This is a genomic window from bacterium (assembly GCA_036504735.1).
In the GTDB taxonomy this organism is placed as follows: domain Bacteria; phylum Electryoneota; class RPQS01; order RPQS01; family RPQS01; genus DASXUQ01.
The window spans coordinates 309495-329875 of sequence record DASXUQ010000005.1; the positions used below are offsets into that span (position 1 = coordinate 309495).

Genomic DNA, 20381 nt, shown 5'->3' on the forward strand with positions numbered 1-20381 from the left:
TTACTCCTTCTTCAGGGCTTCAATCACCTGGTCCGTGATGTCATGCTCGGGCAACGCAAACACGATGTTCGAGGACGAGGCGTCGAACACGAAGTCGTAGCTGTTTTCCTTGCTGATCTTCTGAATGGCGCCGTTAACCTTGTCGAGAATCGGCTTAGACAGTTCGAGGTTGCGGTTGTAGAGCTTTCCGCCTTCGCCCCACGTGTCCTTGCGGAACTTCTCCAGCTCCGACTGCTTGTCCATGAAGCGCTGCTCGCGTTCCTTGCGTGCCTCGTCGGACAGCATCAGGCTCTGCGCCTTCAGTTCGTCCGCCATCTGCTTCACGTTCTCTTCCATCGACGTCGCCTGCGTAATGTACTGGCGTTCCTCGTCCTGAAGCTTTTGTTTCGCCTGGCGGTAATCGTCATTGGCTTCGAGAATTTTATCCGAATCCACGTACGCAATCCGTAATTCCTTAGCCAGAGTCAGACCCGCGCCGCCGAACAGAACCAGGCAGAAGAGGATGGCAAAACTTGCTCTACGCATCATTACTCCTTCAGTGAAATATTTGTTGATCAAAAACCGCGGCCAAACTGGAAGTGAGGCACCCAGCGCGTCGTCCGCAACCCCCGTGCATCATAATAATCCAGGCCCAGGCCGTAGTCCAGCCCAATCATGCCGATCATCGGCATGAACAGCCGCACGCCTAATCCGACGGACCGCCGCAAATTCGACAGGTCCGTTGTCCCGAAGCTGCTCCAGACGTTGCCCGCTTCGGAAAATCCAAGTACAAAGATGGTCGGATTCCGCACAATCGGATACCGCAGTTCAAACGACTGTTTGAAGAGCGTCTTTCCGCCTGCCGCGAACACTTCGCCGGTTGTGGCTGACCTTACCTGTGGGCCGACCTTCAACTCATCATACCCGCGCAGCGGTGTGCCCAGCGACAGGCCCGCGCCGCCCATGAAGAAATAGTCAAAGTAGGGAATGTCCACCGGGTTCCGCGTGAGTCCGTCCAGCACGCCCGAAGAGGTGCTGGCGGCGAGCACGAGATCGCCGGCCAGAGGCACATACCACTGATTGTTGAACTCACCCTTGATATACTGGTCGTTGCCGCCAAGGGGTCCTCCGGTGAGTTCTCCGCGCAGCGTCGTCACCGAGCCGCGAGTTGGAAACTCCTGATCGTTGCGGCTGTCGCGGGTGATAATCTGCGTCAAGGTCGAGGAAATACGCGGCACATCTTCTTCGAGTCCGCGCGGGTTGCTGGTCTTGAACCCAGCCGTAAAATTCGAATACTTGGTGCGATTCAAGCTGTAGACATAATCCAAGCGGAAGTAGTCGTCCGGCCACCGCAGGCGCTGACCGACGCGCAGCGATCCGCCGATAATGTCTTCATCGAAACCGTAGACCGATCCGCCGCGGTGCGTGTCCGTAAAGGACCCGCCCACCAGAGTGCGATGGTTGCGGAACCACGGCTCGGTGAAGCTGATCGAGAACGCCCGGTAGGTCTTGCCGAAGTTCCAGTCCAGCGCGAGTTGCTGACCGTTCCCGAGCAGATTGTTCATCTGGAACCCGACGGCTCCGATGAACCCGTCCGTCTGGCTGTAACCGGCGGACACATTGGCCTGGTCGGTGGACTTCTCCTCCACCTTCAGGTACAGGTCCACCTGATTGTCGTTGATCGGCACCACGTCAGGTGCAACGCTCGAGAAGTAATTCAGAATATTCACTTCGCGGATCGAACGCTGCAGCTTGGTCACGTCAAACGTCTCACCAGGGTACAGCACCAGCTCGCGGCGGATGACCCGCTCCTTCGTCTTGGTGTTTCCCTCGACGTAGATCCGGTTCACTTTGAATTCGTTTCCTTCCACCACGTCCATCTGGACGTCCACCACGCGGCCTTCCTTCACCTTTTCACTCGGATTCACCGCCGCGTAAATATAGCCCTTCTCGTAATACCCCGTGCCGACGTCCGCGAGACTCTGCTGGAACTTCTGGGCATTGTAAAGTTCGCCCGGCGACACCCGCATCCGCGCGTTCAGTTCGGTGTCCGTGAAGAGCTTGTTGCCCGTCCACGTGAAGGTGCCGTAATGGTACACGTCCCCTTCATTCACCTTGAAATCGAGCGTGATCCAGCGGCGGTCCTCGCTGTACAGGACGGTATCCGATACGATTTCGAAATCGCGATAGCCCTTGCTGCGGTAGAAGTCCACCACCATCTGCTTGTCTTCATCCAGTTTCTCGCGCTTGAACTCGCCGCTGCGGAACAGCGCCTTCTGATGGATGTCTTTCAATTTGCCGCGCAGGGTCCGGTCACTGAAGGCCTTGTTGCCCTCGAAGTCAATCTTGCGGATCTTGACCTTGGTGCCTTCCTTAATCGCCACGTCCACGATCACTTTCCCGCTTTCGGTCGACGAGAAGGTCTTCACATCCACATCGGCCAGAAGGTAGCCCATGTCCGCGTACTTCTTCTTCAAGCGGTTCTTGAGCAGCACCAGATCGCGCGGCTGGATCACCTGCCCCTTGGTAATCTGCACCAGCTTGTCCAGCTCGTCGCCCTTCAGCTTCTTGTTGCCTTTGATGTCAATGCGTTCGAGACGCGGCATCTCCTTGACATGAATGCCGATGTAGACGCCTTCCGGCGCTTCACGCTCTTCCACCACCTCCACATCTGAGAACAGATTCAGTTTCCACAGTTGCTGGATAGCGGTCTGGATGTCATCACCGGTCACTTCCTGCCCTACGGACAGCCCGGAGTGTGCGCGGATCAGTCCGGCATCGGTGTTCTGGTTGCCCACAATCGAGATGCCCAGGATGCGGACGCGGTTCTGCGCCGGGGCTCCGGATTTGGTCTGCGTCTGAGCCAGACACACCCCAAAGGCGAGCAGCAGAAACGCCACGAGCATGGATAGACGCAAGTTTGGTCTGTAATTCACAGAATCACGGCTCCAACGCAAAGAAGTATTTGAGAGACACGGACTCGTCGCGCCGCCGTTCCACCTCGTCGTATTCCACGGCAAGGTCCAGCACAAGGTCGCGCGAGAGCGGATTAATGCGATATTCAAGGTTCCACGAATGAATCAGGCCGAGGCGATCCTTCAATTGCAGCGCGCCTTCGGATAATTCTCCGGTATACGTAAAGAACACGTCGCGCGTGAGATACTTTCCCACCGTCACTTGCGAACCGGTAAAAAACCGGAACGCGGACGTCTGTTGCACCGAGTCCTGCAAGGCCCGAACGCGCTGCTGGCGCGCCAGCGAAGATCCGCGCCCGCCGCCGGGCGAAATCGTAATTTCATCCAGCAGCGTCCAGCGCTCAAGCCGTCGCGTCAACGGACTCAGCCATTGCCGGCTGAGCGCTCGCGCCACAGTAGACGCCATGAGCTGCTCGGCCTTGCCGCGAACGTCGGTGCCCGCGTTAAATCCCAGAAGTTGCAGCACCTGCTCCGGAGACTGGTTCGCATCACTCTCGAGCACCACCGTCATCTCATCGAGACGCCCCCGTGGCTGGCGGGTTCCGGTCTCGCGGTCGATCTGATAGAGCGTCAGGTAGACGGGAATGGATCGTCCCACCGTATCCACGCCGAACGTAGTTGCCCGGCCTTCGAGCACCGGCATAACCGCTGTTTCGTCGAAGTCGGCATAGACGTGATCGATGTTGAAGGTCTGGTCGAGGTAGTCTACCTTGCCCCGCAGCGAAGACGCGCGGCCGTTCAGATGGAATGTCGCGTCATCAATCGTTCCCCGGATTCCCAGCGGGGTATTCCCCGGATCCAGCATGGCGTCAATCGACAAATGGTCGAAATAGTCGGCCAACGTGCCGAAGAACACCGAGTTCTTGAGCGGCCCAAACAGGTTGGAGTTCTTGAGGCTCGTCAACTCCACGTCGTAGCGGTCGCCCGAGCCCACGGCCACATCGAGATTCCATTTGGCCTGTTCCAGCCGTTCCAGCAGCCAGCGTTCCACAGGCCGTGGCTTGCGCGGCGGCGCGCCCGGCTTTCCGCCCCCACCCACAAAGGGAAAAGTAATCCGCGAATTGCGCAGTTCGGCGTTGCCCGCAATCAGCAGTCGATTCTCGCCGTACCCGGAAATGGTGACCGTCCGGCCGGCGGTCGCGCCAAACACCAGCGTGCCCGTCCAGTCGTTCTTCATCAGACCGGGCAAATGCAGCGGCATTCCTTCGTCGCCACTCTCGATCTTGAGAACGCCAAGGCACACATGAGGTTTGGGAATGATCAGCGGCTCGAGTCCGAAAATGCTCGAATCGCAATCCGGTAGAGTTTCGATCTGAACCCATTGCTCGCCGGAACGGAAGCTGAGCTTTCCGGTCTGAACCTCGCCAGTCGGCGCCAATTCGATATTCACCTCGGTGGCAACCGGGCTGGGGGTGGCATCCGGATAGGCGAACATTCCTTTCGCTACGGAGAGCTTCCCACCCAGAAATCGCGGATGGCTGAGCGTACCGCCGAAATCCATGAGCAGATTGCCGTCACTCCCCATCGTGCGGAAGCTTCGCTCGAGCTGGTCCACCAGATCGAGGAAATCGCCCTTGCCTTCGATGTGTGCGTGCAACTCACCATCGGCCTTGGGGATGACGTCGCCGCTCAGCGCAAACTGGTAGGTGTTTGTCTTGCTGAACGCAGCTCGCGGGATACGGAGAATCCGCTCGCCCGCCGCGTTCTCGCCCATGCGAGCGGTAGCGGTGAACTCATCCACTTGCAGCTCATTGAACAGTTCGCCGTTGCGGACCGTTATTTCCGCTTCGACGTCAGGCCGCGTGAGGGCTCCGCTGACGGCGGCGCGTCCCGTCAATTCCCCGCTCAAAATGCCTTCCTGGCCAATCAACGCCAGCAAAAAGTCTTCCGCCCGCGCCGAACCTACCTCGGCAGTCACGGCAATCGTGCTGGCTCGAAAATCCACGTTGCCGGAGGCTTCGATGATCTTGCGCACATCCCGGCCCAGTTCGAAATCGTGAACGGTCATCGCCAGCCCCTGGCCGGACGCATCGAGGTTCAACCAGTAGCCCGGCACACTGAAGACCGATCCGTTGATCATGGAAAGGTCCGCGCTCCACTCGGGACGGTCGAAAGTCCCCCACGCCTTGACCACACCTGACAATGTTCCCTTCAGGGCCAGCGCACTCTCCGTCACAGGCCGCAACGGCAGACGGTCCAAGTCCAGATCCCCGACCGTCAGTTCGAGATCCACCGTCCGGTTGGGGATGTCGACTCGGCCTTTCAACTCTCCCGCGGCGTCAATGAACACGCGATCGATATTCAGCACCCGGTCCGCCAGCGTCACGTCGGCGCGACCTTCGAACGGATACCCGTCCCCTGCCGTGCCCGACCACTTACCGCTCATCGCAACATGCGCAGGATTCGTGCGGTCGTACCGTCCCGAAAAATGGACATCGCGCGCAATTTGCGGAAGCAGTCCCACCGAGTCCGGCTTGATCTGCGCGTCCCACGCCAGTAGTCCGCCCGACGCGTCCCCCGCGAACTTCATATCGAATTCCTGCAAGGGACTGATCGCCGCACCGACGTCGGGAAAAAGCAGCGTCAGCACATGCTGCAGATTCTGAGCGGTAACCTGCGTGGTGTCGTTCCCCGCCTGCACCTCGATGTGGCTGGCGCCATTGGCTGTACCCACGTCCAGCATCCAGACATCGCCGCTGTGCCGAAGTCCTGCCGTTCCGACGTCGCCGCCGTCCGCGCCTACAAACGTGACGCTTGTGCTTGGCGACAAAAGCGGGCCGATGGCATTGAATCTCAATTCGCGCACCGCCGATGTCCACCCCAGCAAGGTCGGCACTCGCGCAAACCCAAACCGCCCGCGCACATTCCACATCGGCTGCGGCGACAGCCCCAGTGATCCGCCGAGTTCGGCTGTACCCTCGCTCGTCTCAAACGAAAACGTTTCAATGTCGAGCCTTGCGGGAGTCAGCGCCACCCGAGCCCGCACATTCCGTGCCGCTTGATCGAAGGCTCCGAGCGAATCGCTCTCCAGAGTTACATCCGCCAGCGGCGCCGAAAAATCTCCGCGAATCGCAACCCGACTCTTCACCCGGCCCGAGATCGGCGGCATCGTCTTTAGGACGTCCCGCAGCGCCGCTAAATCTTCGGAAGCAAATTCACCATTGAGGTTCAGCCTACCCTTGTCCCGAAGCACTATCACACCGCCGACCTCACCGCCGGCGTATGGCAATGCAAGGGTCATGGGTTCGATCAGAATGCTGTCCGCCGCAAGCGAAGCATACAGGGACTTTGCCTCGACCACCCCCGCGGGAGTCGTCACATGGATATCGTCCACCGACGCCGCGCCGCGCAAAATTGCGCTGCTATCGGCGGCTGTCAACCGCACCGAGACCCTGCCGCCCCCGGTCGTCACCGGAGGAAGACTCTTGCCCAAACCGGGCACCGGACCGGACGGAATGCCCGCGACCGCTTGCAGTTCCAGCGTCTTCTTGCGCGGCGCAACGGCACCGGTCACATCCAGCGTCCGGCTCGAGTCACCGAGGTATCGTCCCGCCACGTTAAGCCGAAACACCTCGCCGTCCCGCCGCTCCACCGTCCCCTTCACCTCACAGAGCGTGAGCGGCGCCTGGTCCGTCCGCTGCAGGAGGACACGCAAGCCATCGAGGTCAACGCGCTTCAAGCTGTCCAACCGGCCCAGCGCGGCATACACCGCTCCGGGAACTTTAATCTCTGGCAGCCATGCCGAATCGGTCGAATCCTTTTCCCCCGCTTCACCGCTCGCGATCAGGATCTCCGCGCCCGAAATCCGCACAGAACGCACAACGCGTTCCACCAGCTCCGGTCTGCGCAAAATGTCGAAAGGCGTGATTGCAATCTGGATATCACGAATCCGCAGCCGCGATCCCTGCTTATCCAGCGGAAAAACCACGCCGGATAATTCGACCGACTTCAACCCGACCGAAACCTGATCTACGACCGTCCCCGGTCCCAGCCGTTCGAGCAGCAGCTCATCAAACTTCGATTTGAGCCCGCGGCGAACAGGCGCAAGAGAAAAAGTGACGTACCCCGCCACGGCTATCAGCGCCAAAACGGCAGCGACAGCAAACAGTACTCTCGCGGTGCGAGTCGTCCCTTTCTCCTCGTGCGTTCCCTTCACTCGCCATCACCACTGAAAAAGCCCGTTGGGATCCAGCAGAGTCTGAATGTCTTTCGGCGACAGCAACGGCTCGCCCGCTTCCGGCGTGCGCCCGTTCGCCCGGTCGTTCCCGTCCAGTACGGCCACGGGAATCGGCGTCGCCATTTCCACCGCCGCAATCACGCCCAGTCGCCCGCGCGAACCTAAAAACAGATTCGCCCCTGCCGGATCTTCCACACTCACCGTTCCCGGTCCGGCAAACTTCTGGATTTCGCCGGTGGACAAAATGACATCGATAGAGCGCACGCGCGACCACAGTGCGCGCAAGCTCGCGTCATGGTCCGATCCTGCCATCCCGCAAATCAATCCGCCGATGGTCTTGCGCGGCGGCTCGGATCCTCCCCGCACCACGCTCGAGACCGGCGTGCCTCCCAGCACCCGCACGGAAAACGGCGAGACCTTTTCGATCCCTGTCAGCCAGACATTCAGGATCACCAGAATATTCTCGCGCAGCGTCGAGAGTTGCGGCGGCTTCGAACTCTCATTGCCAAGCACCAGCACGTTATAGCGATGATCCCGCGCCGCTTTCACCACCTGCGCGGTCTGCTCAGGAGTCTTCGGGGCGACCACCGGATAGAAGGCGTCCTGACGAAGCCCCTTGCCGACAATCTCCCTCAACTCCGCTTCCAGTTCCTCCCGCGCGCTCATGACGTCTCCTCAATAGCTCCGAATCGCCGGTGCCGTTTGCTGTACTCCCGAATCGCCTCCATAAGCTGCGGCTTGCGAAAGTCCGGCCACAGCGTTTCGGTCACTACGATTTCCGAATAGGCCAGTTGCCACAATAAGAAATTGGATATCCGCATTTCGCCGGACGTGCGAATCAGCAGGTCAGGGTCGGGCAGGCCGGCGGTATAGAGGTGCGAGTCCATATCTTCCGTCGCAATCCGCTTCCGCCCTTCCTTAAGCAGGGAATTCACCGCGTCCACGATCTCCTGCCGCCCGCCGTAAGACAACGCCAGATTCAAAATCAGCCCCGTGTTGCCCGACGTCTTGCGGACCGCGTACTTCATTCCGTGACGTGCGGCGGGAGTCAAATCCTGCAAGCGGCCGATGACGCGCAGCTGCACGTTGTTCTTCATCAGGCTCTCGAGTTCCACGCCGATGGTCACCACCAGCAGTTCCATCAGAGCCTGCACTTCGCTCTTCGGTCGCTTCCAGTTCTCGCTCGAGAAGGTGTACAGCGTGAGCACTTCAATACCCAGTTCACCCGCCGCCTCTACAATCTCGTGCGCCGACCTCACGCCTTCGCGGTGCCCTGCCACCCGTCCCAAGCCGCGGGCTTTGGCCCAGCGCCCGTTGCCGTCCATAATGACGGCAACGTGGCGCGGAATCCTCAGACCTTCGGCGGTTGCGACGGGCTTCTCTTCCCCCCGGATGCTCGGCACGCTACTTCTCTCCCAAGGCCTTGCCCTTCTTAATCGCCTCAACGCCTTCTGTGGTCTTCCCCAGTCGCGTCAACGCGATGCCGTAATTGATCCATGCCGGACCGTGGTCGGGATACAGGTCCGTGATGTGCTTGAACGTGTCCCGGGCCTTTTCCGTGTTCACATGAGATCCGCCCTCAAGATACAGCACGCCCAGCACAAACAGCACATCCTTATCCCCCTGATTGTACTTCAATGCGTTCTCGAAAGCCGACATGGCGCCCGACGTATCCGCAACCTGCAGTTTGAACTGTCCGATGGTGTATTCGATGTCTGCCAGCGAGGCTGTGTCCTTGATCGCCTTCGCCGCATTCTCCAGTGCCGACACTGCAACCGTCTTCATCGAGTCGCGTCGTGCCGCCGTTAGAGAGGTGTCTCCCGCGAGTTTGGCCAGCGTATTCGCCTTTAATTGGATCGCGTTGATGTTTTCCGGTTCTGTCTTCAGAATCGCATCCGCCGTCGTCAACACGTCGGTGTTCCGGCCCAGGTTGTAATAATCTACCAGCAACGCCTCGCGCGCAATGGCCTCGCCCTGCTTGTACTCGTCCGTCTCGCGCTTCTCTTTGTCCGACGCTTCAATCGCCTGGATGGCCGCCTTCCAGTTCGCTGCGGACGCCGCCGTCGAATCCAGTTTCGTCAGAATCTGCGCCTTGAAACCGTAGGAGTTCCACCGCTCGGGCACCAGCCGGATGGCCACGTCCAGATCCTTCAGCGCGCTATACAGATACGTCTTCGGATCCGGATCCTTCTTGCCTTCCGACGTCGCTTTAATGTAGTTGGTATCCGCCTGCAGCGCCTCGAAATAGAAGTGCGTCCAGGTCTTCTGCAGCACGCCGTCGATCTTGTTTTTCAGTTTCTTGACCATTCCATCGTCGGCAGGCTTGCGCGCGGTGGTCGCCTGTTTGAAATCCGACAGCATGCGCTCGTATAGCTCCATCTGCGGATTGGTCTTATCCTTCGCAACCTGCTTCGCCAGTTCGATATTGGACGAATCGGACGCGATGGTATGCAGCAATTCGCCGCGTTCCTCGTACGCTTCCAGATTGTCCGGTTCTTTCTGAATGGCCTGATCGTAGAATTGCAGCGCCTTGCCCCAGTCACGCTGCTTCATATACACTCGCGCTGATGTCAGTTCCATCCCCGCCAGAACAACTCCGGCGCTGACGACTAACAGAAGGATAGTAAGTAGGAAAGTTTTCTTCATGGGGAAAGCCTCAAGGTAAAGTAGATAATCGTTCCCTGCCGTTAGAACGTAAACGGCGGGCGGACGACCCCTGCGTCCGTGATGAAACTCGTAACATACTTGTGCGGCGTCACGTCGAACGCCGGATTCCAAACCTCAACTCCCGGCACCCGGTTCAGTCCTACGGTAGCCGACAATATCTCATTCCGGTTGCGCTGCTCGATGGGAATATCCTTGCCCGAACGCAAACTCAAATCGAAGGTGGTAACCGGCGCGACAACGTGAAAGGGAATCCTGTTCGCGTGCGCTATCGTGGCGACCATCGCCGTGCCGATTTTGTTGGACGTGTCGCCGTTGCGCGCGATGCGGTCCGCGCCCACAAACACCCGTGTCACCCGTCCCGCCAGCATCAACGCTGCCACCATGTTATCGCACAGCAGCGTGACCGGCAGCCCGGCCTTGGAGCATTCCCACACGGTCAACCGCGCACCCTGCCCCACAGGTCGCGTTTCGCAGGCGTAGACGTCTTTCACCTTGCCATGCGTATGGCCATACTTGATGACGCCTAACGCCGTGCCGATTCCGCCCGTTGCCAGTGCGCCCGTGTTGCAGTAGGTGAGCACATGCTCGTCGGCGCCCATAACCTCAAAACCGTTCCTTGCCATCGACAGGCACGCGCGCGTATCGCTGCGGTGAATCTGAATCGCTTTGCGGATCAAGTGTCCCAGCAAATCGCCGCCGTTGCGGTCCACCACAGCGGCCATTTCGCCCAGCGCGTGAAACAGATTGTAACCCGTGGGACGCGTCTTCGCCAGTCTGGCAATCGCGGCGCGAATCCGGTCAGGAGTCGCATGTTTCGCCAAGCCCGCCAGTGCCACTCCGTACGCCGCCGCAATTCCGATCACCGGTGCTCCCCGCACGGCGAGAGTCTCGATGGCCTTGGCAACCGTCTCGACAGTCCTTGCGCGAATCCACACTTCTCGGCCCGGAAGCTTGCGCTGATCGAGAATCAGCAGTTCTGTCCCGTCCCAGCGCAGCGCCTGAATCTGCTCTCTCATGGAATCGTGCTCATTCTGACAAACTGCCGGTAGCGCCGGTCTACGTCCGCGCGTTTCTTGTCCCGCAGTCCCGCCGGTCCAAAGCCTTCTACATAAAACGATCCGATCACACTTGCCCACGCCATCGCGCGGCGAATCGCACCTGCCGTAATCTGGCGCTCGCCGGCAAGGTACCCAAGCATTCCACCCGCAAACGCATCGCCTGCGCCGGTCGGGTCTACCACGTCAAGCACAGGGAAAGTATTCGACAAATACGTGTCCCGCTCGCCAACGACGAAGCTGCCATGCTCGCCCTTCTTGACCACAACCCACTTCGGCCCCATCTTGCGTAATGCCGCCGCACCCTTAAACAGGTTGTGTTCGCCCGTCAGCCAGCGCACCTCGTCATCGTTCACGAAGAAGAGATCGGACTGCTTCAGAACCTTCATGAATTCCTTGCGTGCCACGTCGATCCACAGCTTGAACGTGTCGATCGCCACCAGCTTCGGGCGGTTGACCTGCTTCAGCACCGAATACTGCAACGCCGGATGAATCGCCGCCAGAAAGAGAATCTTCGGATTCAGATAAGCCTTGGGCAGCAGGGGTTCGAAACTTTCGAACACACCCAACTCCGTGCGGATCGTTTCGCGTGACAGAAAATTATCGCCGTAGCGGCCTTCCCACAAAAAGCTCTTGCCGGGCAGAACTCCCACGCCGGACAAATCCACATTGCGCCGCGTCAAAAATTCCAGGTCCTTCATTGGATAGTCTTCCCCCACCACACCGACAACCCCCACCTTCGCAAACAGCGAGGCCGCATTGGCAAAGTGCAGCGCAGAGCCGCCCAGCACCGGCGCCTCCGTCGACGCGAAAGGAGTATGCAGAAGATCCAGCGCCACGCTGCCCACAACGACCACGTCCGGCGATTTCGTAGCGCCCGCCTTGGCGGGCAAGGCCTTCACCGGCCTATTCACAATTGTAGATTTGCTCAAAAGCTCACATCTCCTTGGGCGCGCTGACACCGCAGAGCGAAAGCCCTCGCTGGAGGGCAATCTGAGTTGCACGGCACAGGGCCAAGCGCGCCAGTTGAAGTTCTTGGGGCTCGGTCAGAACCCGGTGATCATGGTAAAACTTGTGGAACTGCGTCGCCACCTGCCGCAGCCACTCGGTCATCCCGTGCGGATCGCGGCTTTGCGTCGTGTCGGCGATTACATCCTGAATCTCCCGCAAGCGCCGCAGCAGATCCAGTTCCTCAGGAGTCGTCAGCGGGCTCAGATCCACGTCCGCTCCCGGATACGGCACACCCGCCTTCTTGAAAATCGACTCAATCCGCGCGTGAGCGTACTGCACGTAGAAGACCGGATTCTCGTCCGACTGCTTCTTGGCCAGGTCAATATCGAAATCCAGCGGCGTGGACGTGCGGCGCAGCAGGAAGAAGTAGCGCGCGGCATCCACGCCCACTTCCTCGATCAGCTCGGCCATCTCGATAATCTGCCCCGCCCGCTTGGACATCTTCACCGGCTCGCCGTCCCGCAGCAGCGTCACGTGCTGCAGCAGCATCACTTCGAGCGGTTGCGGATCAAACCCCAGCGCCCGCAACGCCGCCTTCATGCGCGATGTGAAACTATGATGATCCGGGCCAAGAATATTCAGCACCGGATTGTAACCGCGTTCGAATTTGTCGGCATGATAGGCAATGTCCGGCAGGAAGTAGGTCGCCCGCCCATCCGACGTCACCACTACCCAATCCTGCGTATCGCCGTATTCGGAGGTCTTGATGTAGGTCGCGCCGTCCTTCACATACACGGCATCGCGTTCGCGCAGTTTCTCCAGAACATGTTGCTCCGCCTGGCGACCGCGCAATTCGCTTTCCAGATACCAGCGGTCGAACTCTACCCGGAACGACCCCAGCGTCGCGCGGTGAGACTTCACGAAATACTCAATCGCCAGCGATCCCAACTGCTGCGCCGCCTGCTCAGCCGGCATATCATGAAAGCGCGAGCCATGTTCCGCCTTCACCTGCCGCGCCAAATCCATGATATACTCGCCGTGGTAGCCGCCCTCGGGTATCTCCGCCGCAAATCCCAGTTCGCTCTCATAACGCGCCCGAAGCGATTCGCCCAGCAGCCGCACCTGATTTCCCGCGTCGTTCACGTAGAACTCGGCATCGCAGCGTGCCCCCCGCGCGCGGAACAGGCGGGTCAGGCTGTCGCCCACCGCCGCCGCACGGGCACTGACCACATTCAACGGTCCCGAAGGATTGGCGCTGACGAATTCGATCAGAATCTTCTGCCCGGCCAGGTCGTGGCTCTGCCCGAACGTCCCCTCACTCCGCAGGGCATCCGTTGCAATCGAATGCAGAAACGGCGAGGCGAACGTGAAGTTGATGAACCCCGGCCCCGCCACGCTCTCCGACGCGATCAAGTCACGATTCAGGTGCAGTTTGGAGAGCAACATCTCCGCAATCGCGCGCGGGTTCTTGCCCAGCTCTTTCGAGTGCACGAGCGCGGCGTTCGTTGCAATATCGCCATGCGTCGCATCCCGCGGTTTTTCGAGCACCACGCGCGGCGCCGCCACTCCCAGCGACTGGAGCGCTTCGTTCAGTTCGACCGTCAGATGCTGATGTGCTTTGTTCATGCTCAGGATTTGCGTGGACGCTTCGGCGCGGTCTTCTTGGGAGCGACCTTCTTCGGCGCGGCTTTGGGAACGCTCTTCTTTACCGCCGTCTTCTTAACCGCGGACTTCTTCACCGCTGTCTTGCGCACGGGCATGCCTGAGGCGGTCTTGGCAGCGCTCTTCGGCTTGGCAACGGTCTTCTTGGCGGCGGCTTTCTTGGCAGCCACCTTCTGGGCGACCGTCTTCTTCGCAGGCGCTTTCGGCTTCACCGTCTCCGGCTTGACACCCGCCACGGCCACGCGTCGGCGCGAAGCCCGAGGACGCGGGATCGCTTCCTGCTCGTCATTGACTTCCACCACTTCCGCATCGCCCCACAGATCTTCCAACCGGTAGAACTCCCGGAAGCTCGGCTGGAACACGTGCACCACCACGTCCACATAGTCCAGCAACACCCAATTCAGCGTGTCCATGCCTTCACGGTGCAGCACGCGCTCGCCAGTTGCGGTCTTGATCTGCTTTTCGATATTTTCGACAATCGCCCTCACCTGCTGGTCCACATCGCCGGTGCAGATCACAAAGTAATCCGCCACCGCTTCCAATTGGCGCAAATCCAGAATCAGGACGTTCGATGCCTTCTTCTCAAGTGCGGCGGCCGCAATGCGGCCTGCGAGTATCTGCGAATCCGAAGAACCCAGTGTCTACTCCTTTGAATCAGGTTTGAGATTTAGCCGCAATCGCGGATAATCTGCTCCGAGAATAACCGTCACGTCAATGTCGCGCGGATTCTTCGGGATGTCTGTCGTTACGCGGGCATGATCAATTCCCAGTGAATCGGCAATCGCCATCGCCAGCCCCGCGTTCGTGGTGCGGCTGATCACCGCGCTGAATTCGAATCGCTGTGCCCCGGCATTCCCCATGCCGCGCACGTCAAAGTAGCTGCTCCTCGCCCGCAGCGCGGTCATGGCTTTCAGGGCCAGTCCCTTCTCCCCGCAACCGTTCCAGATTTCCACCCGGATCGGGTGCTCCGCCGGTTCCTTCGAGAGATCCGTCTTCACAGCATTAGACACGGCGGCAGAACCGAACGTTGAGTTGCGCACAGAATCGGCGCCGGAGGGTGTGGTCGACTTGGTGCTATCCACCGAGGTTGAGCCAAGGTAACTCATACCGTGTGTCGCCGGGTCCCAGCGTTCCGCGTCCGTGAAATACCACCAGGCGAGCAGGACAACCACGGACACAGCGAAAATCGAGACGCCCAGGCGAAGTCTCTGCCATAGGTCGAACTCGGTCTTGGAAGGCGGAAGATTCTGGCGTGGAGGAAGGTAAAAGTGGCGTGACAAAGGAAGACCTGAACGAAAAGACCGAGAGAAGAGGTCTCGGTCTCAATAACGGAACGATTCAACCCGGAGAACGTGTGCCGAAACCTCTACGGCCGGTCAAAATATGACCCGTATCCGAATGAACCCCAGCCGTAATCGGGATAGTAAGGCGACGAATCCATCCCACGGTAGACCGACAGACGGAAGGTCGTGTTCGACCAAGGCCGCCAGTTGAGATCCGCGCCGCCCACGAAGTTGCCGTTTTGAAAGCCATTGGAGAGCCCCGTATTCCATTGCGGTGAAGACGACGGCTGGAACACATACCCCAGATGCGTCGTCAGAAACAACGGATTGGAAATCCGGTAGTCCACGGTGTTCATGTACATCCCCTGGCTGACCCCATGACCGCCGGCGCTCGCGTAGCCAAAGGAAAACGATTGGGTCATATGCATCCGGTTCGGATCGAACAGCCCGCGGATCGCCTTAAGCCCGAGCGCAGACGTATTCGAGCGAAGATACTGGCTCACGTCGCTGGAAGGCGGAGCATTCCGGTACTGGGCAGAAGCAAGCGAAACCAGGCAAACCATCGCCAGTCCGGTCACCAAAAGTCGGAGCCGCATGGCCATATCCTTCCTAAGTGGTTGCATCCCAAAAATTAAGAGTTTGCCGCCAAAAAGTCAAGTGCTGCTGTTCGTTAGAACGGCTCTCAGATCCTGTTCCGCATCCAAAAGTTCGGCGGCAGTGTTAATTCCCCGCACTTCACGAAAATCCGCTAAATCAACAGCTTGTACCGGAAGCCCGCGCTTTTGCAAAACCCCGATCACATCCGTCAAGTAATATTCACCCTTGCTGTTATCCGCCTTGATTTCCGAAAGTGCGTCAAATAACACGCGAATATCGAAACAATAGATTCCCGAATTGATCTCGCAAATCTCCTTCTCTCCATCCGTCGCTTCGCGAGCTTCTACAATTCGCATGAATTTTCCGTCAGAATTGCGAATAATTCGCCCGTAAGCCGCAGGATCTGGAGCACTGGTGGAAAGCACGGTGGCCACCGCCTGGTACTCGCGGTGCGCTCCCAGCAGTTTGCACAGAGTATTTGCCCTCAGCAGAGGCACGTCGCCCGAGAGCACAATAATTTCGCCGCTTTCCTCTGCAAGCAGGGCGTTCGCCTGCTGCACTGCATGCCCCGTGCCAAGCTGCGGCTCCTGGACCACAAATTCCATTCCGCGTCCCGCCAATTTCCCCTGAACTTCCTCCCGCCTGTGGCCAACCACCACAATCAGGCGATCCGGATCAAGCTGCTGGGCCGCGTGCAACACATGTTCAATTAGGGATTTGCCCCCCAAGACATGCAAAACTTTCGGGAGGTCACTGTTCATGCGGGTACCTTTACCCGCTGCAAGGATCAAAACTGCAAGCAAAACGCGCTACCTGCCTCGTTAACGTTTTCCCATGAAATGCGGTTCCTGAAATCACCCCATCCGAAGCGGCAAATTGTCTATGAGCCGCACCGAACCGAGCTTTCCCGCAATGATCAGCCGTGCCTCTTGGGGCAGCGGATCTTTTTCGACAAAATCACTCTCCCCCACCGCTGTCGCATAGTCGAGTTCGAATTCTTCAACCGACCGTGCCGCCTCGCGCATGGCGGCGTGAATATCATCCAGACTTCGAAGCCCGCTCTCGAAAAGCCTCTTCCCCTCGGACAACGCGCGATATAGCACCGTTGCCTTATGCCTCTCGGCGGCTTTCAAATATGCATTGCGGGACGACATCGCCAACCCGTCCGCCTCGCGCACCGTAGCCGATTCCACAATTTCGACGGGGAAATTAAGGTCCGCTACCATCCGCCGGATCAGGAAAAGCTGCTGCGCATCCTTTTGACCGAACACCGCCACATTTGGTTGAACAAGATGCAGCAATTTTGCAACCACCGTCAGCACGCCGCGAAAGTGCCCCGGTCGGCTTCGGCCTTCAAACTCATTCCCCACGGGTCCCGGATCCACCGTCACCAGCGGCGAGCCTGCAGGATACATCTGCTCTGCCGTCGGCAGGAAGACCAGCGCCACACCTTCACGCTCCAGCAGTTCACAATCCTTCTCCGGAACACGCGGATAGACCCGGTAATCTTCCTTAGGACCGAACTGCGTGGGATTGACAAATATCGAAACTGTGACCTTCTCCGCCTTTGACCGCGTCGTCTCCAGCAGCGACAAGTGCCCGCTGTGCAGCGCGCCCATTGTAGGCACAAACCCCAGCGATGCGCCGTCCCGCCGCATATCTTTCAGCGCCGCATCCAGTTCGGCAAACGTGTGCGCGATCTTCATCAGCCCTTGCGCGAAGGCTTCGCCTTGTGCGAGTTTCCTGCCTCCGCGTCCTTCTCCGGCTTAAGGTCGTAACTTTCTGCCTGCGAGGGGAAACGTCCTTCGTGGATATCTTCCACCCACGTGCTCACCGCATCGCGTACGAGCTGCGCACCGGGAATGTAGTGACGCACGAACTTCGGCTTGAATTTGTCGAAGATGCCCAGTAGATCGTAATTCACTAAGATCTGCCCGTCGCAGTCCGGCCCGGAGCCGATGCCGATGGTCGGAATCTTCAGGGATTTGCTCACGGTGCCGGCCAAACTGCTCGGGATCTTCTCCAGGACAATCGCAAAGCACCCGGCCTTTTCCAGCGCCACGGCATCGGCAATGAGTTGCTCGCCTTCTTCGCGCGTGGTCGCCTGCAAGCCGTAGCCGCCAAACACGTTGATCTTCTGCGGCGTCAACCCAAGGTGTCCCATCACGGGGATGCCCGTGTCCACCATCCGTGTGATCGTCGGCAGCAGATACGGCGGCGCTCCCTCAAGTTTCACCGCCTGCGCTCCGCCTTCCTTCAGAAAGCGCACCGCATTGTGGATCGTGTCTTCCGTCGAAATCTGAAAGCTCCCGAACGGCATGTCCGCAATCACCATCACGCGCGAGGTTCCACGCGAAACGCACCGTGTCAAAAACAGCATCGCGTCCATCGTCATGGGTATGGTCGTCGAGTGTCCGGCCACCACATTGCCCGCGCTGTCTCCCACCAACAGGAAATCCACGCCGGCTTCCTCTTCCAGCGCGGCGAACACGGCATCATACGCCGTGAGTCCGACGATTTTTCGCCCTTCTTCCTTGCAGCGCACGATCTGCGGCGCCGTCACTCGCGGAAAGGCCTGTGTCTTACTCATAAGTTCTCCGCTCCATCAAATCCGGAAATCACACCGCCGCCCAACACCAGCTCGTCATCGTAGAACACCGCGGACTGTCCCGGTGTTACCGCCCGCACTGGCTGGTCAAATTCAATTCGCGCACGTCCACCGGGCAGGGGGATGACCCTCGCCGTATGCGGCACATCGCGATACCGCACCTTCACCGCACAGGCGACACCGTCTGAGGGCTCCCCAATGGACACCCAGTTGACGTCATGCACCAGCGCGGCACGGGCGAAACACTCATCCTCGTAGCCGACATGAATCCGGTTGGCTACCGGATCAATCCGCTTGATATACAGTGGCCGGTCAGCGGAAATCCCCATTCCCTTGCGCTGGCCCACCGTGAAATTGGTAATCCCGTCGTGGTAGCCGAGCACTTTCCCTTCCGGCCCCACAATTTCGCCGCGATGAATCACCTTCAGTTCCTCGGCGAAATTATCTTTCAGGAAGCGGCGGTAATCGTCGTCCGGCACAAAGCAGATATCCTGGCTTTCCGGCTTGTCCGCCGTGGCCAGTCCTAATTCCGCCGCAATCTGCCGCACCTGCGGCTTGGTCAGTTCTCCCAGCGGAAACACGGTTCGCGCCAGGCTCTCTTGAGACAACCCCCACAGTGCGTAGGATTGGTCCTTCTCGCCATACAGCGCCGTCCTGAGTTGCACCCGCCCGTCCTTGCGCGCTACGCGCGCATAATGGCCGGTCGCCAGATACTCGCAGCCCATTTTCCGGGCACGCTCGATCAGCGTCTGCCACTTGACAAAGCTGTTGCAGCGCACACACGGATTCGGCGTCCTTCCAGCAAGATATTCCTGCGCGAAATTTCGCACCACCGAACCGTGAAACTCATTCGACAGATCCATCACATAATGCCGGAACCCCATGCGATGGGCCACCGCCGCGGCATCCTGCGCCATCGTAATCGAGCAGCACCCCGATGCCCGGTTCAGCGACATCTCCTCACCCTTGGCATCGGTCCACAGGTGCATGGTCACACCCACCACGTCATACCCCTGCTGCTTCAGCAACGCCGCCGCCACCGAACTATCCACCCCACCCGACATCGCCACCGCGACAACGGCGTGCTCGTTGAGGTCGCCGCGCGGGGTGTCCTTACCCCGCGCGTCCGGGGACCTGAGCGTGTTCTCCAATAGTAACATCACTAATCTCGCACTTATCTCATCGCCGCCGGTGCCAATGCTCTCTGCGCGGCAACCACACCCGGCAGTACAGTCATCAATGCTTCTACATCCGCCATACTATTGAATCGTCCGAAGGAGAACCGCAGCGACGCCTGCGCCACGATGGGATCGAGCCCCAGCGCAATGAGCACGTGCGAAGCTCCAATCGCTCCCGCGCTGCACGCACTTCCCGTTGAGACACAAAACCCTTTGCGATCCAGCGCAATCAACAGAGCCTCGCCTTCGCATCCGAGAAACGACATATTCAGCAGTGCCGGCGCGCGATGTGTTCGAGAACCGTTCACACACACGTCCGGAATCTGCTCGAGGATCGAAGCTTCCAATCGGTCGCGCATCGCCAGCAGGCGTTGCGACTCTTCCGCAAACATCTCCCGGCACAGGTCTGCCGCTTTGCCGAAGCCGCTGATCCCCGGCGTGTTTTCTGTGCCGGTTCGCAATCCGCGCTCCTGGCTTCCGCCGATAAACCTTGGAGACAACCGTGTTCCGCGTTTAATCACCAGCGCGCCCACGCCTTTCGGGCCATAAATTTTGTGACTCGAAATGCTTGCCAGATCGGCATTCAGTTCGGCAAACCGGAAGGGAATCTTTCCGAAGCTCTGCACGCAATCCGTGTGAAACACCACTCCGTGCTCACGGCACAGCGCACCAATCTTTGCGACATCCTGGATCGTCCCCAGCTCGTTGTTGACGTGCATTACGGAAACCACCGCCGTCTTGTCGGTGATCGCCTTTGCCACGTCCTGCGGATCGAGCCGCCCCTCGCTGTCAACCGGCAGAATCGTGGCCTCGCCCCCGCGCTCTTTCCAACGCTTCGCCGTGTCCAGCACCGCATGGTGCTCGTTCGCTGCCGTAATCAGGTGACTCTTCTTGCCATGCCAATAGTCCAGCACGCCAAGGAGCGCCCAGTTGTCGGCTTCCGTCCCGCCGGACGTAAAATACACTTCGTCGTCACGGCAGCCCATGAGCCGCGCAATGGACGCACGGGATTCTTCCAGCCGCATCTTTGCCCGGCTGCCGATCTCGTGCGCACTCGACGGATTTCCCCAGTAATCCGTCAGGGTCTCGGACATGGCGGCGATGACGGCCGGATCCGGTCTCGTCGTGGCGGCATTGTCCAGATAAATGGGCTGGTCTCTCTGTGTCATAGTCTATGCCTCGAATCACTCCAATATACGGCTAAATTACAGCAAAATCAAGCGCTATGCATCTATGAAAGCATTGACTT

17 protein-coding genes are annotated in these 20381 nt (G+C 59.2%); all 17 read right to left on the reverse strand.

Annotated features, from left to right (window positions below):
- Entirely contained in the window at positions 1-528 is a 528-nt protein-coding gene (locus VGL38_03185) for an OmpH family outer membrane protein (GenBank protein ID HEY3294420.1), read from the reverse strand.
- 26 nt (positions 529-554) lie between these two features.
- Positions 555-2915: an outer membrane protein assembly factor BamA gene (gene bamA, locus VGL38_03190; protein ID HEY3294421.1), complete on the reverse strand. Its 2361-nt coding sequence runs from the start codon at positions 2913-2915 to the stop codon at positions 555-557.
- 4 nt (positions 2916-2919) lie between these two features.
- Entirely contained in the window at positions 2920-7110 is a 4191-nt protein-coding gene (locus VGL38_03195) for a translocation/assembly module TamB domain-containing protein (GenBank protein HEY3294422.1), read from the reverse strand.
- 6 nt (positions 7111-7116) lie between these two features.
- Positions 7117-7797: an FAD-binding protein gene (locus VGL38_03200; protein HEY3294423.1), complete on the reverse strand. Its 681-nt coding sequence runs from the start codon at positions 7795-7797 to the stop codon at positions 7117-7119.
- Positions 7794-8534, reverse strand: a complete 741-nt coding sequence (locus VGL38_03205; protein HEY3294424.1) for an isoprenyl transferase — start codon at positions 8532-8534, stop codon at positions 7794-7796. Before VGL38_03205 ends, VGL38_03200 begins: the two co-directional genes overlap by 4 nt.
- 1 nt (position 8535) lies before the next feature.
- Positions 8536-9777 (reverse strand): tetratricopeptide repeat protein, encoded by a 1242-nt coding sequence (locus VGL38_03210; GenBank protein ID HEY3294425.1) that lies wholly within the window; start codon positions 9775-9777, stop codon positions 8536-8538.
- Positions 9778-9818: 41 nt separating this feature from the next.
- Entirely contained in the window at positions 9819-10814 is a 996-nt protein-coding gene (gene mtnA / locus VGL38_03215; GenBank protein HEY3294426.1) for an S-methyl-5-thioribose-1-phosphate isomerase, read from the reverse strand.
- A complete protein-coding gene (locus VGL38_03220) occupies positions 10811-11785 on the reverse strand; it encodes a PfkB family carbohydrate kinase (GenBank protein HEY3294427.1) in 975 nt (324 codons plus the stop codon). Before VGL38_03220 ends, mtnA begins: the two co-directional genes overlap by 4 nt.
- A gap of 4 nt (positions 11786-11789) precedes the next feature.
- Positions 11790-13430 carry an arginine--tRNA ligase gene (gene argS, locus VGL38_03225; GenBank protein ID HEY3294428.1) on the reverse strand — a complete coding sequence of 547 codons (1641 nt, stop codon included), beginning with the start codon at positions 13428-13430 and terminating at the stop codon, positions 11790-11792.
- A gap of 2 nt (positions 13431-13432) precedes the next feature.
- Complete coding sequence (gene rsfS / locus VGL38_03230) at positions 13433-14104, reverse strand: ribosome silencing factor (GenBank protein HEY3294429.1); 672 nt, start codon at positions 14102-14104, stop codon at positions 13433-13435.
- Between the two features lie 3 nt (positions 14105-14107).
- The gene (locus VGL38_03235; GenBank protein ID HEY3294430.1) at positions 14108-14644 is read right to left on the reverse strand and encodes a LytR C-terminal domain-containing protein; all 537 of its coding nucleotides are present in this window, start codon (positions 14642-14644) and stop codon (positions 14108-14110) included.
- 188 nt (positions 14645-14832) lie between these two features.
- On the reverse strand, positions 14833-15345 hold the full coding sequence (locus tag VGL38_03240; GenBank protein ID HEY3294431.1) for a hypothetical protein: 513 nt from the start codon (positions 15343-15345) through the stop codon (positions 14833-14835).
- Between the two features lie 57 nt (positions 15346-15402).
- The gene (locus VGL38_03245; protein HEY3294432.1) at positions 15403-16149 is read right to left on the reverse strand and encodes an NTP transferase domain-containing protein; all 747 of its coding nucleotides are present in this window, start codon (positions 16147-16149) and stop codon (positions 15403-15405) included.
- A 51-nt stretch (positions 16150-16200) separates the two neighbouring features.
- Positions 16201-17052: a pantoate--beta-alanine ligase gene (panC, locus tag VGL38_03250; GenBank protein HEY3294433.1), complete on the reverse strand. Its 852-nt coding sequence runs from the start codon at positions 17050-17052 to the stop codon at positions 16201-16203.
- The gene (gene panB, locus VGL38_03255) at positions 17052-17936 is read right to left on the reverse strand and encodes a 3-methyl-2-oxobutanoate hydroxymethyltransferase (GenBank protein ID HEY3294434.1); all 885 of its coding nucleotides are present in this window, start codon (positions 17934-17936) and stop codon (positions 17052-17054) included. The genes panC and panB overlap by 1 nt, the downstream gene beginning before the upstream one ends.
- Positions 17933-19114: a tRNA 2-thiouridine(34) synthase MnmA gene (mnmA, locus tag VGL38_03260; protein ID HEY3294435.1), complete on the reverse strand. Its 1182-nt coding sequence runs from the start codon at positions 19112-19114 to the stop codon at positions 17933-17935. The genes panB and mnmA overlap by 4 nt, the downstream gene beginning before the upstream one ends.
- A gap of 14 nt (positions 19115-19128) precedes the next feature.
- On the reverse strand, positions 19129-20301 hold the full coding sequence (locus VGL38_03265; GenBank protein ID HEY3294436.1) for a cysteine desulfurase family protein: 1173 nt from the start codon (positions 20299-20301) through the stop codon (positions 19129-19131).
- Positions 20302-20381 lie beyond the last annotated feature (80 nt).